This is a genomic window from Acinetobacter sp. YH12233 (assembly GCF_013417725.1).
Classification (GTDB): domain Bacteria; phylum Pseudomonadota; class Gammaproteobacteria; order Pseudomonadales; family Moraxellaceae; genus Acinetobacter.
In genome coordinates, this window is sequence record NZ_VPDK01000017.1 from 25,320 (window position 1) to 38,341 (window position 13,022).

The 13,022-nt window shown below is 43.1% G+C and carries 19 protein-coding genes; all 19 read right to left on the reverse strand.

The genetic code is table 11. From position 1 onward, the window contains the following. Nucleotides 1-42: 42 nt before the first annotated feature. The 19 genes from FTV12_RS09265 to FTV12_RS09355 all read right to left on the reverse strand — a co-directional run bounded on the left by FTV12_RS09265 (nucleotide 43) and on the right by FTV12_RS09355 (nucleotide 12,961). Complete coding sequence (locus FTV12_RS09265) at nucleotides 43-435, reverse strand: hypothetical protein (protein WP_180033888.1); 393 nt, start codon at nucleotides 433-435, stop codon at nucleotides 43-45. Nucleotides 436-470: 35 nt separating this feature from the next. Then, the gene (locus tag FTV12_RS09270; RefSeq protein WP_180033889.1) at nucleotides 471-1,670 is read right to left on the reverse strand and encodes a phage minor head protein; all 1,200 of its coding nucleotides are present in this window, start codon (nucleotides 1,668-1,670) and stop codon (nucleotides 471-473) included. Nucleotides 1,671-1,673: 3 nt separating this feature from the next. Next, nucleotides 1,674-3,131 (reverse strand): DUF935 family protein, encoded by a 1,458-nt coding sequence (locus FTV12_RS09275; protein WP_180033890.1) that lies wholly within the window; start codon nucleotides 3,129-3,131, stop codon nucleotides 1,674-1,676. Nucleotides 3,132-3,140: 9 nt separating this feature from the next. Continuing rightward, a complete protein-coding gene (locus FTV12_RS09280) occupies nucleotides 3,141-4,817 on the reverse strand; it encodes a terminase (protein ID WP_159122984.1) in 1,677 nt (558 codons plus the stop codon). Next, entirely contained in the window at nucleotides 4,814-5,305 is a 492-nt protein-coding gene (locus FTV12_RS09285) for a DUF2280 domain-containing protein (protein ID WP_010117574.1), read from the reverse strand. The genes FTV12_RS09280 and FTV12_RS09285 overlap by 4 nt, the downstream gene beginning before the upstream one ends. Before the next feature lie 45 nt (nucleotides 5,306-5,350). Beyond that, complete coding sequence (locus FTV12_RS09290) at nucleotides 5,351-5,992, reverse strand: putative metallopeptidase (RefSeq protein ID WP_180033891.1); 642 nt, start codon at nucleotides 5,990-5,992, stop codon at nucleotides 5,351-5,353. Beyond that, entirely contained in the window at nucleotides 5,952-6,392 is a 441-nt protein-coding gene (locus tag FTV12_RS09295; protein WP_180033892.1) for a hypothetical protein, read from the reverse strand. Before FTV12_RS09295 ends, FTV12_RS09290 begins: the two co-directional genes overlap by 41 nt. 358 nt (nucleotides 6,393-6,750) lie before the next feature. Then, nucleotides 6,751-7,071 carry a hypothetical protein gene (locus FTV12_RS09300; RefSeq protein ID WP_180033893.1) on the reverse strand — a complete coding sequence of 107 codons (321 nt, stop codon included), beginning with the start codon at nucleotides 7,069-7,071 and terminating at the stop codon, nucleotides 6,751-6,753. A 167-nt stretch (nucleotides 7,072-7,238) separates the two neighbouring features. Further along, nucleotides 7,239-7,772, reverse strand: a complete 534-nt coding sequence (locus tag FTV12_RS09305) for a hypothetical protein (protein ID WP_180033894.1) — start codon at nucleotides 7,770-7,772, stop codon at nucleotides 7,239-7,241. Between the two features lie 12 nt (nucleotides 7,773-7,784). After that, nucleotides 7,785-8,297: a RusA family crossover junction endodeoxyribonuclease gene (locus tag FTV12_RS09310; RefSeq protein ID WP_180003372.1), complete on the reverse strand. Its 513-nt coding sequence runs from the start codon at nucleotides 8,295-8,297 to the stop codon at nucleotides 7,785-7,787. Next, the gene (locus FTV12_RS09315) at nucleotides 8,290-8,685 is read right to left on the reverse strand and encodes an HNH endonuclease (protein ID WP_180033895.1); all 396 of its coding nucleotides are present in this window, start codon (nucleotides 8,683-8,685) and stop codon (nucleotides 8,290-8,292) included. Before FTV12_RS09315 ends, FTV12_RS09310 begins: the two co-directional genes overlap by 8 nt. Beyond that, nucleotides 8,672-8,824: a hypothetical protein gene (locus FTV12_RS09320; RefSeq protein ID WP_180033896.1), complete on the reverse strand. Its 153-nt coding sequence runs from the start codon at nucleotides 8,822-8,824 to the stop codon at nucleotides 8,672-8,674. The genes FTV12_RS09315 and FTV12_RS09320 overlap by 14 nt, the downstream gene beginning before the upstream one ends. Beyond that, the gene (locus FTV12_RS09325; RefSeq protein ID WP_180033897.1) at nucleotides 8,821-9,057 is read right to left on the reverse strand and encodes a hypothetical protein; all 237 of its coding nucleotides are present in this window, start codon (nucleotides 9,055-9,057) and stop codon (nucleotides 8,821-8,823) included. The genes FTV12_RS09320 and FTV12_RS09325 overlap by 4 nt, the downstream gene beginning before the upstream one ends. Continuing rightward, the gene (locus tag FTV12_RS09330; protein WP_180033898.1) at nucleotides 9,054-9,356 is read right to left on the reverse strand and encodes a dATP/dGTP diphosphohydrolase domain-containing protein; all 303 of its coding nucleotides are present in this window, start codon (nucleotides 9,354-9,356) and stop codon (nucleotides 9,054-9,056) included. The genes FTV12_RS09325 and FTV12_RS09330 overlap by 4 nt, the downstream gene beginning before the upstream one ends. Beyond that, entirely contained in the window at nucleotides 9,349-9,513 is a 165-nt protein-coding gene (locus tag FTV12_RS09335; RefSeq protein ID WP_180033374.1) for a hypothetical protein, read from the reverse strand. The genes FTV12_RS09330 and FTV12_RS09335 overlap by 8 nt, the downstream gene beginning before the upstream one ends. Nucleotides 9,514-9,518: 5 nt before the next feature. Beyond that, complete coding sequence (locus FTV12_RS09340; protein ID WP_180033899.1) at nucleotides 9,519-10,724, reverse strand: hypothetical protein; 1,206 nt, start codon at nucleotides 10,722-10,724, stop codon at nucleotides 9,519-9,521. Further along, nucleotides 10,721-11,347, reverse strand: a complete 627-nt coding sequence (locus tag FTV12_RS09345) for a DNA cytosine methyltransferase (protein ID WP_180033900.1) — start codon at nucleotides 11,345-11,347, stop codon at nucleotides 10,721-10,723. Before FTV12_RS09345 ends, FTV12_RS09340 begins: the two co-directional genes overlap by 4 nt. Next, on the reverse strand, nucleotides 11,344-12,060 hold the full coding sequence (locus tag FTV12_RS09350) for a hypothetical protein (protein WP_180033901.1): 717 nt from the start codon (nucleotides 12,058-12,060) through the stop codon (nucleotides 11,344-11,346). Before FTV12_RS09350 ends, FTV12_RS09345 begins: the two co-directional genes overlap by 4 nt. Continuing rightward, nucleotides 12,053-12,961, reverse strand: a complete 909-nt coding sequence (locus FTV12_RS09355) for a hypothetical protein (RefSeq protein WP_180033902.1) — start codon at nucleotides 12,959-12,961, stop codon at nucleotides 12,053-12,055. Before FTV12_RS09355 ends, FTV12_RS09350 begins: the two co-directional genes overlap by 8 nt. Between the last annotated feature and the right edge of the window lie 61 nt (nucleotides 12,962-13,022).

Here is a 13,022-nt window from a genome sequence, read left to right on the forward strand (position 1 = left end):
AAAAAACCGCCAATTAAGGCGGTTTTGTTTTCTAAGAATTAATTACTTAGCGATTTGTAAGAATGTGATTTCAAAATTATCCCCATCCCAGAAAGTAATTTCTCCAATCCAATCTAGTTTTGGTGAAAATGTATTTTGGAATTTACTCGCATCTTCGCCACGTTTAACACCTTCAATATTATTTGTACGTGCTATCACGGCTCTAATAGGCATTTTTTGTTCATGTGCAATCAAGAGATTTTCTCTAAATTCTTTATTTCCATGCCCATGCCATCTAGAAATTGAATCACTATAAATTGCTTTTCTATTTTCTGTTCTAAAGAAGTCTTGCCACAAACTCAAAACTAGTTGTTTGTCTTCATTAAAAGCAGAAACAGACCAAACTGTATTCTTCTGGGTAGCACCTAACTTCTTGAAAGCCTCAGTTTTATTCATATTAACCATACTTAGAATCTGTTTAATTTTATCAATTATAATAGTTTCAAAGTATAAACCATTTGCCCTTCAACCGTCTCAATCGAAACAACCTCAAAAGATAACCCTATCGGCATGAGAACACCGTTACCAGCATTCAGCATATCCAGATCAATACCCAAGCCTTTAGCATTCTCGATCTTAATCACGATATCTGAAGCTGTGTCAGCCATCAGTAACGGCGCATTAAATTGAACTGTTTGCCCGACTTGATAAGCCGCTACTTGATTAAGAGTTGCAGCACCAACTACGGTAGAAGCCGTATTGCTTGCCACAGTTTGAATCGCTGCCATATCAGTACTCAGCCAGCGCTTAAGTACATCATCAGCCAGAGAGCTTGTAGCTGAGTTTAAATAGCTGGTCAGCGCTGAATCATTCTCCTGTACATAATCAAGGAGAGTCCGAATCGCACTTGGTCGAATGCTGGGATCAAGTGGAATTACCGTATTGGCCACCGTATCAAATAGGTCCCGAGTCTTATCATCCATTGGAGCAAATAGACTGGTGAGCTTTTTACTCGCCGTCCATTCAGCTCTTATCAATTCTTTCTGTTCAAGGAGATATTCTTTATCCAGACTTGAAGTGCTGATCTTTTTATCTACCAGCGACTCAAGCTCACCAAACTGCAATGGATGAGAACTCCAATCTAAGGCTTCAGCTATCTCAGGCAACTGATCATCTGGCGTAATGCCGTATTTCAATGCCTGCTTCTCAGTCAGAGCAACTACAGTACAGCGACAACGAAAGCCCAACGGCGGGTAATGTGTCAGCCAGAATGGATGATCAATCGGCAATACAATCCGATTCAAGGCCAAATGACTTGGACGCACTCGACTATCATTGATCGCCGAGTACATCAGGTAAGGTCGCTTAGCCTTATTTCGTTGCTGTTGTTGCCACCGCCCATGACCATAAGCACTTTGAATATTGGTACGAAATACATTATCCAGGTAGTGCTTTGGCAGAATGATTTCAGATTCTTCAATAAGCTTCTGAAAATCTTTAAAAGTACCGCCGTCGGCAATGGATTTATTCACTGCCTTGATGACAGTCTCAATCTGCTCAAGACTCGATAGAAAGCTAACCGTAGTTGCCATCTGCCGGGTCTTAAGGTCCATTGAATAGAACTCATCAGGTAGCACGATCTTTTTGCTGTGAGCGTACCGAAGCGCCTCAAGAAACGTGACTGGTTGCATAGCTTACTTCCCGTTTTGAGCCGTCACATACCCCAATACATCTGCAGCATACAAAGCTTGGTCCAGATTAGCTGTGAACTGTGTCTGAGTTGCACCAGGTATTAATTGCATCAGGTTATAAGCCAGACTTTCAGGGCTATCAGACTTGAATACCAATTCCTTGACCTGATCTGGTTTCAGTAGCTGCAATTCATCCTGACCATCAGTCAGTTCTTCAACTTCCTGCTGTTCTGGTGAGAGCTTGTTGGCTGTTGCCTTAAAGTTGAATGCCTGGCGAGGTAATGCAGTGAATTGATTGAAACCAGTTTGGACTTGATCAACCAGATCTTCTTCTTGCAGCCCATACTCACGAATGAAGTAATCTTTAGAAAGATTGGCACCTGCATTTTTTAAGTGTACGTCTCGCTCTGCCTGGTCCTTATTCAGTGGTTTTGGCTTTTCACCCAACATAACTGTATATTTAGACCACCCATTCAAGACACATAATGAGTCGACTACAGCTTGCAGGGTTGGAGTCACCAATCGAATATCTGACTTCAACTTGTCCAATCTTACATTTTCATGCACTTGGCCAAGGCTATAACTTCCCTTTCCATCTGTTCCACTGGTAAGCGTCTGCCCTAATACAACCTTTTGGATCTGGCGAATCAGTTGGTTATTGAATGATTCAAACGCAGCACCAGCAGTACCACTTGTCCCTGATGTAGACAAAATCTGAACATCATCATCTGCATCAATCGATAAGACGCTCTGTGCATGTGCATTTAACAATGCTCTGCTCATGTCCTCGGTTTCAGTATCTTTACATTTACCCAGTAAGATCGGCGTCCCAAAACGCTCCAGAAATTTAGCCCAGAACTTGAATCCATTCTGTTTAAAGAAGAACAACCAATACAGGGTAGCCAATAGCGCTTTGCCATAGGGCTGTTCATATGTAGCCTTACGGCGTGTTAAAAAGAATTTGAATACCTGATCCACTTCATGCTCGGTACCAATGCCTTCTGGTCGGTAAATTAAGCGGCCATCATTTTTAGGTTCAAACCACTGCATAGGTTTTTCACCGATCCACTGAATACCCAAATAGCCTTCTGGTTTTAACTCATAGACAGCTTCTTGTACTGAATAACCAAAGAACAGTGCACTCATGGCACCAGTAGCAATTTCATGAAACCATTCTTTCAATATCAGATTAAGCTTTTGTGCTTCATCAGTATCATTGGGTTCAACACGCAACGGCGTAGCTAGCAATGCATCAATTCGCGTTTCCACTACTTGAGCAATCTCATCATCATCAAGCAGTATACGTAATCTATGACGTGTAATGCCTGCTTTGCGTAGTACTTCATCCGTATCAGGCTGTTTGCCAAAGTTCACCAGAAACTGAGTGACCGCTTCTTGAGTGTATAAATTGCCATAAGACAAAGCCTTCTTTGACGCTTTGTCCTTTTTAGACTTTGCCATGTAAACACCTTAATAAGTTCGAGATCCTGCACCTGCAGGTTTTTTCCGTTTTCGCTCTCGGATATCGCTAAAGCAAATCATGATGCTGTCTGCTCGGTTTGGAGATAAAGCTCCATCCGGTTGCTTATTGACTAGGATTTTGCCTGCACCATTTTTTGTATAAGTGGGTTGCGATAACTCTCGCTTGAGCTGTTCAAGCTCCTGCTTGTTTATGTCTTTGGTAGAGAGCGAAATAAGATTGTCTGGGTCATATTGCATACCTTGTAAGGCTCGATAAGTATTCTGGAATCTTATGCGTAATGACCACCACATCTGAGCCTTAAGATTGGCAAAGAAGTCTACATTTTTACGCGCCTCAACCATTTCCTGCTCCGGGTTGTGCACCGCACCTGAGCCTCGGAATGGATTTGCTTCGATCTCCGGAATACCTTTGGATCTATTCTGCTCATTAATGACTCGGGCATCACCACGTACACCAGCACCAAGGCCGTCAGCATCGTAAAAAAACGAGTTCAAGCGTAGATCCAGACAAGCATCAATGGCTTTTTGAGTCGTTCCAAAGATGTCATCACCAATACCAGACCAAGTATCTAAATACTGCAATACGATGCCATGACGTGCAGCAAAAGAGTTCTTATCCTTACCTTCATCCGCCACATCAAGCGCGCCCATCCGTTCGCCTGACGGCTGAATATCTAATTCAAGATGAGCATCGACCGCAGCTTGTACCCATGCTGATGGAATCAACACACCTTCTACCGAGGCGGCATAGTCAATATCAACCTCTTGAGCTAAAACGATGTCATCAAGGGTGGCCAATTGTTTTTCATACCAGGGATAAATTAATTTGCCATTAAATTCGACCTGCCAATTCTTATCTGGGTTATCACGCCATGCCATTGTAAAAACGGCGTAACGCCCACTAAAACGATCTTGGTGAAACTTGTCACCAATCCCGTTTGGAGTAGACCCCTTGATGTGTACGTTAGTATTTTGAGAAATTGCAGCATCAACTGCTTCTTGACGCTCTACGAATGCCCATTCATCCAGAAAGTACATTGTGGTACGACCACCTCGGCCAATGTTATCACCCGCTTCACCGGTAACAGTTGCACCGTTGTCCGGGTTGATGATTCGCATGTAGTTGTCATGCACTTTCTCAACAAAGCCTTTAGGCTTCATCCAGTCAGGCAGCTTGGAAAACATATCCCTGAATTTGTGCAGCAAGGTTTTCGGATCACCTTTCTTATCAACCAGATCTTCTTTACGGCTACCGACGCCACCTGCAAAGCCTTCAACAAATAGCCATCGGTGCAGATAAAAACCAAGTACAACGTAACTCATACCCTCATCACGACTTTTTTCAATTAAGCCGTGTGTCTGGGTGCTTTCACGCTCTAATAGCCAATCAACAAGCTCAACCTGACCAGGACGCAAAACAAAAGGAATATTCGCCGGCAGTCCAAAAGGCATGCCCCGCGGATCATAAGTCCATACCCAGTGATTAAACCAATGAGCCGGATCATTCTTACATTTGTAGATTTCAGCCTCTCGACTTAGTTCATTCTGCTCTATCAGCATCCGGTAGTAATAGCGCCGTTTCATTTCTTCAATGATTTCAGGCAGACGTGTATTGATTGTCCACTCTTTAATTAGTGGCGCTATATCTTCGATTGCATAAGTCATAACTTGCCATTGATTGCTAAACGCGAAAGCTCTTGCGCGGATAGTCCGTTAAGCTCATCTGGTGTGAATTGATGCGTTGATTTGGTTTCTTGCTGAATAGGTCCACCGTCTGGACCGGTGATTTCCTGCTTTGTCACACGGCCATCTGTTTCTTGAAAGGCTTGCTTCAGTAGATTCTGCTTGGCGCGTTTGTTTTTTCCAGAATCCTCATACATCTTCTGAAGCTCACGTAAACGAAACGCCTTGTTAGCAATCGCAATATCATCAATATTTTCACGAAACTCTTTGCGAGTTTGCTCAAATAAATCCTTTAATTTTTTACTGAGATTACGACCTGCATATTTTGTCGGGTCATAACTGTGACATTGTTTTCGATCAATCTTGATCTTATATATTTCTTCTACCGCGTCTGCTACTTGTTGAGGGGTTTCAAAGCAAGCAAGAGACTGAACTATAAACATTTTTACAGGCTCTTTTAATGCTGCCATAAACACCTCTTTGTCGTTCTACGTCGTACAAGATAGGCAAAAAATTTAACCAATCACACAGTTCCCACAACACGCAGCAATACTTGTTTCAGATACAAACGGCGCATTCTTCGCAATTTCAACGAGACGTTTCACTGAATCATCAGCTCCCCACCGTTTAGTCTCACCAAAGAACACTTCCACGTCATGGCCAGCCAAGTAATGCTTAGGCAGCCCAGTCATATCGCTATAAATGATTTCGCCATCTTCATCACGCTCTACACCGATGTGATAAAGCTCATGCTCAATCAACCGGCAGAAGTCTCGATCTGTAGCTTGTTCACAATAAGTAGCGTCTACCGTAATGAGATATTGAGGAACGAACCCAAACCAATCCCGCATCTGTTGTTCCTGGCGTGCTTTCTTCCAGCCACCTACGTTAAACATAACCTTTTCACACTGGCCTAATACCATACGTTTTTTCGCTAGAGCGGCAGATGAAGCCCAGGCGAATGCAAGGAACTCATCATTGTCGTGAAGTAGTTCAGCAATATGATCATGATCTGGGTTGTGCAATTCACCACCTAAAGTAAGCCAATTCTTTACGACCCATTCTTTAAGCTCTGGTGCCGGTGCCAAACGTATGGCTTCTTCTTCCTCGGCCTGATCAATCAGATCCGTCGGTGGGAATGGTCTGAACTGTTCCATGTGATGCCTTTAAATTTCTAAGCCACTGTATGGCCCTATTGGATGATGAGATATCTGAGACTTCAAAGCGTATATACCGATATCCCATTTCTTCAGCATGGTCATAACGATCAATGCTCCATGCTTTAGTAGCCAGCTTACCCTTACGGCCACCAGACCACGGACCACCCGCTATTTCAATCAATGTGAGATAGCCGACCAGGTGCAAATCGAAACGCCAGTGCTTAGTGGTTTTGAAATGAAAATATTCTTCATATTTGATTTCCATCCGATCAAGGATCTCTTTGAGCCGATCGAATGCTTCTAAGTATTTCTCACTGGTTTTAGGTAATGGTCTGTTGCGAGGTTTATTTTTAATTGGGTCTTTATCAGTTAATTTTTTATAGTGCTTAGGATCCATATAAAGTGAACCGCAAATTCTTAATACGCTCTTTCAGCTTAATCATGATGCCGTCAATCGCATGCAACTCACTAAGCGTTAATCCGGATCGACTGAGATTCTGATACTTAGACAGCTCAGCACTGCAAAACTCTAAGTCTTGTTTAGCTTGTACTTTGTCTGTCATAGGTACCACCAATAAGAAAAGAAAAACCCCTCAACATCTAGAATGCAAGGGGCTTTGTTTGCCGTAATATGTTCGGCTAATTCGTGTAATTATCTCGATGCTTTCCACACTTACGGCATTCAACCTGAACGAAAATATCAGACTCATAATCGTAGTGATGAAAGCAGAATAGGCGTTTTAGGAATTGGAGCATCACAGCACCTCGAATTGATCTCCCTCATACACAAACTGGAAGCCCATACAGCGAGCATCGTCAGTTAATGATGGGAACATTAGTGATTTCTCTTTTGAGCAGATAATGGCAATACATTCAGCCTTGCACTTATCTTCACGATCTACAGCAAGAATCTGCTCGTTATCATCTTCATCTGGTAGTGACTCAATGACACACGGAGCCAAATAACCAAATTCATCAGCAATTCCCCATGCGTAATCCCATGCCTTATCACCTGCTCTAGCAATATGCACATCATTAAACTGGAATTCATTGTTTTGGTATTTGATTGTTTTCATGATTGGCTCGGTTATTTTTAGAATCTGGTGCCCTGATATTGCTTACACCAACATTTCTCAGGACAACAAAAAAGCCCACCATTTGGCGAGCTTCTTAGCACTTGGTCACTTTTGTATAGAACGACCAGTCTATAAATATCTTATGTTATATGGGGGTTTTTTGTCAATTAGGATTTTCGCAAATCTTTCCGATACATATCCGCATAAAAATCTATCTCATCGCGCATATCTGAAAGCATAATTTCCACCATGTTTTCCAGATAAGCATAGTGCTCACGATAGGTGCGCATCTTCATTTCTGTAATACCAAAGAAGCGTAATTTATCCTCAGCTTTAAAATTCCCCATATCTCGAAGATTTAAGAACAAAGCCATCTTTGCAACCTTGAATGCAAAGGATTTAAGATCAAACCGAATACGCTGTACATCCTTTGCCAATGCCTGATAAAGCATGGCTGCCAGATGACGCTGCAGGATGTTATACGCCATCGTATTGTCACGATAATCACCCCACACCAAGATTTCACAATATGCCTTGGTTGCCTGATCCTCGATTGAGGCAATAGCACCGCAACGATCCTCCCATGTGATTGGCTCCAAACTACCACCCCCTTGACTTGGTTCATAATTCGCAGTCTTTGCTCTTAACTGCTGCCCCAACCATTCAATGTTTGTCATCTTTTCAGCTGCCATCGCATTCATCCCTATTCCCTCTTAAACCCTTAACTTTTCAACTTGAATAATCAACTTCCCGCCTTTTTCTGATGGCAACCGCTTCACGAGCAATTCATCCACCTGGGAATCATCCAAAATCAACCCACCTTTCGATAAAGCATCAAAGCAAGGCTTTACGATGTTATCGATGTCGCGTATTTTCGCGTCAGGTGGCGCGTATTCGATCTTTACGCGAACTCTGCCCTGATACCCTGCCGGCTCGATAAAACGCTTCATAACGTCAATAAAGTGGATTGCACGCTTACTTAATCGATTGGTCTTGTTGGCCCCACGAATCCAGTAGTGATTTACCGAAGGAGGTGTGATTAAAACCTCACACCAAAGCAGTTCATCATTCATCACACCAAACCCTTTCCCTTCGACCAGATGAGCTGGGACCTTTGGCATTGGATCTGGATTGGATTTCTTTTTCCCCGACTTGGTTGTTACGCCAAATCGAGGACCAATACCGGCTTTTCGTGCCTGTGCTGCGGTGATACGGAGATTAGTCATTGGCACCCCACTTCTCAAAAAAGAACACTACCGGCTTATCCGTAAACTCAACCAACCCAAAGCGAAGTGAGTGACGAAAAGTGTGTGAATCTCGAATTAGAGCATTTCGATAACCAGTTAAAACACCTCGCCAACTTTCAAGTGACATGGATGATTTGTTCAAGTTGCACGGAATGCATGCTGGATTCATATTCTCAATTGTGTCCAAGTGTGGCTTATGCATCTCACCAGAGGTTTTAATTCCTCTTTTTTCACACTCAATCATCACCCGATCTACTGCCTCAATATGATCCGCATGCCATTTATCACCCAGCTCACAACCGCAATAAGCACAGTGACCACCAAACTTCATTTTTAGCTCTGCACGTTGCTGCTTAGTTAGTTTCATTGGCACCTCGCCACATCATCGAAGCAAAGCAAGCCATGAAAATAAGCATCAATACACCTAAAACAGTCGTCTTAAACTCCGCAAAAAGAATCACATCGCAAATCAGAAGCACTGCGGTTTCTTGTTGGAATCTACTCATGACCCACCTCGCTTCTTCAACTGGTGATAAAAGGCGTAAATGAATAAACCCGGCAGGCAAACGAGATAGATTAAAAATCTGATCCAGAAAATGGTTGTTGCCAGTAGCGCCTGAAGGCCATTTTTAATAAACATCCAGTTATGCTTAGTTGCACTTACCGTGTCATCCAGAACATTGGCTGTAGTGATTGATAGTTTGCTTAGTGAAGCTGCAATTGCTTTAGTTGTTTTCATGACTCACCTCGCAGGGCTTCTTCATCAAACCACCACAGGAACATCCCGCAACAAATCGCATGAGCTAAATGATGCTCTCCTGTTTCGGGGTCTTTCTGCTCACCATGCCACCAAGCGTCTATGTGGCGTTGCATTGCATCGTAATATCGCACCTTAGCGTCAGGCACATGCTTCCAGTTGTTTTCCTGATACTTGGTAGCTCCAAACTCTAGAACGCGAATTACGGCATTTAGAGCGCCTTTTGGAAGCAGCGACATACGCGGCTTATTTTTGTCAAACTTTTGACCCTGCTCACTCATCCCAATCACTCCAATCACCCCGAATCAAATCCTCAAACTGCTTACTTTCTTCATCTGCTGCCTGATGCATCATTTCAAATTGCTGCTGAAGTAATTCCTTTTCCTGTAGATCAGTCGTCCGGTTGATCTGATCTCTTAATTCTGTAAATCCTGTCATGCTGCCTACTCCCCAATCTTTTGAGCCTGTTCACGCTTGCGTTTGTGATAAGCCCGGTTTGCTTCACGCTTGCAAAGAACGCACTTAGTTCCATAAGCTCCATGTGACATCACTCGCTTATGAAGTGCCATCCCATGCTTCTCGCACTCGCCCTCAAAATGCGTTTCACCTCTTTTCATAGCTTGTTTCATTGCTTCCAGGTTGCGATTTATACGTTTCCATTTTTCCGTGATTGGTCCGTATGACTTCTTGGCTCTATCAGACTCGCATTTGGTGCAGCGATGCACTTTTGCATGAACTACGTACTCAACCGGGCCATGCTTTTTGCATTCACCATAAAAACGTTTCTCTCCACGGATACGTGCGTCATTTGCCAGCATTCGGTTATTGGATAATTTCTGATTGTTGTACTGCTTCACCTTTGCGCTTCTACAACTTATGCAATAAGTCGTTCCTGAGTTGTAGATTCCAAAACAGGTTTCTTTTTCCTCTTTGATGCAGTAAGCCAGGAATGTTCTTTCGCCTCGTTGCACAGCGTCTTTTTTACGAGCCATGTTATGAATGCGGATAAATGATTTTTTATCCATTGCCATAAGCGCCGGCCCATCCGCGTATTCAAAGTTTTTAATAATTTCTTCTAGCTCATGGATCCTTTCCCATGTCAGCGCATATCTACCGATAATTGCATCATTGATTCGGTTCCATACCACACCAAACTGTTTTGCTAGTTTGTTTGTGTCACCAAAACGCGCTCTTGCTTTAAATCCTTCAAGCAGTGTTTTTTGTTTCTGGAGGCGTAATTGTCGATCCTGCTTTTCCGCCTCCTTTTCAGCTTTTTTAAGAGCTACGCTTTTTTGACGCTCTTTTTTGATTTGCTCGGCCTTTTTCTCACCCTCTAAAGCACGTTGCTGTTTAGCCGACTCAAGTTCGCGCTCACGTCTTTTTCGTTCCTCTTGCTTGCGCTGTTTAGCTTCAGCACGTTGCTGGCGTTTTGTAACCTCTCTTGCCTGGCGAGCTTCTGTGTTAGTAGCTTCAATTTTTGCATTACGTTCAGATTCAGGAGCTACCACCTTTGCACGTTCTTTTGGAATATTCCCATCAGGAAACTTTGTGAAACCCATTGGCAACTGAGTGATTTGGTTTTTAGTCAGCCAAGCTTCAACATCGTTATTTAATTTTTCAGATTCGATTTGTTTTTGATAAATACTCATGCCGCACCCCCGAATAAATCTTCCTGCTCACCCTGGCGAACATCACCACCCCACTGCATAGCCATAGCATCGGCAATTCCCTGGAATGTTTTTGATCTAATGTTGGATCGCTCCTTTCCAGGCGAACAGAAGTGAATGCGCTCACGCTCCTTTCTTGGCAGTCGCATCATTTCCTGTTTCACATCCATTGTTGGGTTGAGCAATGGCAGGCCCTTAAGCCATAGGCATGTAGTTTTTTGCTCCATATGCCCAAACTGCCATGGGTGAATAATCTGGTCCGGCTTGCGATATACGCTAGACATAATGCAGACAGGGTTTTCAATGGCGATGCGTGGAATATCACACTTCGCCAGCATCATGAAAAAGCTCACTGCTGCATGCTGACGACCGTCATGAATCTTCTTTTCAAAGTGGCGGCTTCCACTCACAGCAATATGTGTACACGGTGGATGAGCAATCATCATGTCAAACGGATAATCCAGGAGGTCACGCACATCACCTTGGTAATGCGGTCCAAAATCAGAATCACTTGGCTGCATGTCACATGAAATCGCATCATGGCCAAGCTTGATAAATGCATCACGGACAGTGCCGGACTTTTCACAAGCAATTAGAATCTTCACACCCCACCCCCTGCGCTTTGCCCATGCTTCAACTTCATCGCATTCAACATTGCCATCGGCAAAGTCATGCCCGCCTCTTGAAACTCCTTAACCTTATTTTCCACCCAAGCCTTTTCCTCTGGCGTTGGCTCAGGTAGCCATGATCTAGGTTTGCTTTGTTGAGCTGCTGACGTGCTAATCATTTTTGGTGGCACATACCATTCTTGCTGACGACCTTGCATCTGAGCTTTAGCCAGGTACGTGTCATAGATCGATTTGAACTGCTTGAAAGCCTCTTTCATGCTTCCCTGCTCGACCAACCAGTAAATCGAATCCCATGCTTTTTTAGTCAAGATAGTAATCTTGTCTTTTTGCTTCAGGAATTCCTTCAGCTCCATGCGAGACAATTCAGCCACACGATGAGAACTCATATTTGAGTAATCACAAGCACGTTGCCAAGCTTCTGTTGCTGTCCACCAGCTGCCAGACATGCACCATGATTTAAAATCTGAAAGCGTTGGACAGAAATCACCTGATCCAGCCTTAGTATTCAACTGTGCCATGCCTTTCTGAAACTGCTCATCAGTCAACACCATCAAAGCACCGCCAATGATGGTTAGAATGCGATTCAGATCAGTCATGCCGTTAAATTGGCTAATAAACTTGTGTCCATACATCACTTGCATGATGTCGTAGTATTCGCGTGCCTTATCCAAGGCGATCCCGTTATGCACGACCCACCCCCTCAATCAGTAATGGCTTTTTTGGCTCACCAACATCAATGATCTGACCTTGCTGTCGATCCATAGCTGCACGTTGTTCAGCGAGAATCTGAGCTGTGGTTTTAGTGATAGATTGACCTGGTGTTTTCAGTGGTGTTTCTTGTTGACGTTTAATCCACTCAAATGCTTTACCAAGAATCTGGTTTTTCACCATTTGCTTTTTATGTGAATACGCATCCTGAAGTTGAATCAATAAAATATTCAAATCGTGTTGAGAGATATTCTTTAAACCCGCCATCGATAAACGAGTGTTCACATCAGAAAGAGAGAGATCAAAACGTGGATCTCGGTTTTCTGTATTCAGGTTTAAGGAATCAGGAATCAGGTTAAGGGAATCAGGAATCAATATATCAGCAGGGTCAGACTGAGGCTTGCCTAGGGCTTGACCTAGGCATTGATTATTATCGCCATAAGTTATTGAATTTAATTCACTTATATAATCCTGATTTTCATCAGCATTCACATTAACAACATTCTGAACTTGTGCTTGCCCTAGGTTTGCCTCGGGTTTGCCTAGGTCTTGTACAGGGTTGTATCTTGGAACATCATTCACACTTTCTTTATGGTGTGGGTTCTGGTGCTTGGTGAATTTAGGTAGAAAAATGCATTTGCGATTGTTCACCATGTAGCGGATTAAAAATTTATGCTCTTGAAGCTCGTTTAGCATCTGATCAACATTTACGTCGTCAGCAGGGAAAAGTGCCATTTTGATTTTCTTAGGCTTATCTTCCAGGTAGCCCTCACGATCAGCTAAAGTCCATAAGCCAATAAACAAAAGACGAGTTTCAAATGAGAGCTCTACCATATCTTCATTAATAAAGAATGAAGGCTTAATATTTCGTGCTCTAGCCATTAGTTACACCCCACTTTTAAATACATCCGAATAAAACCAATTACATCTTCAAGTTTTGTAT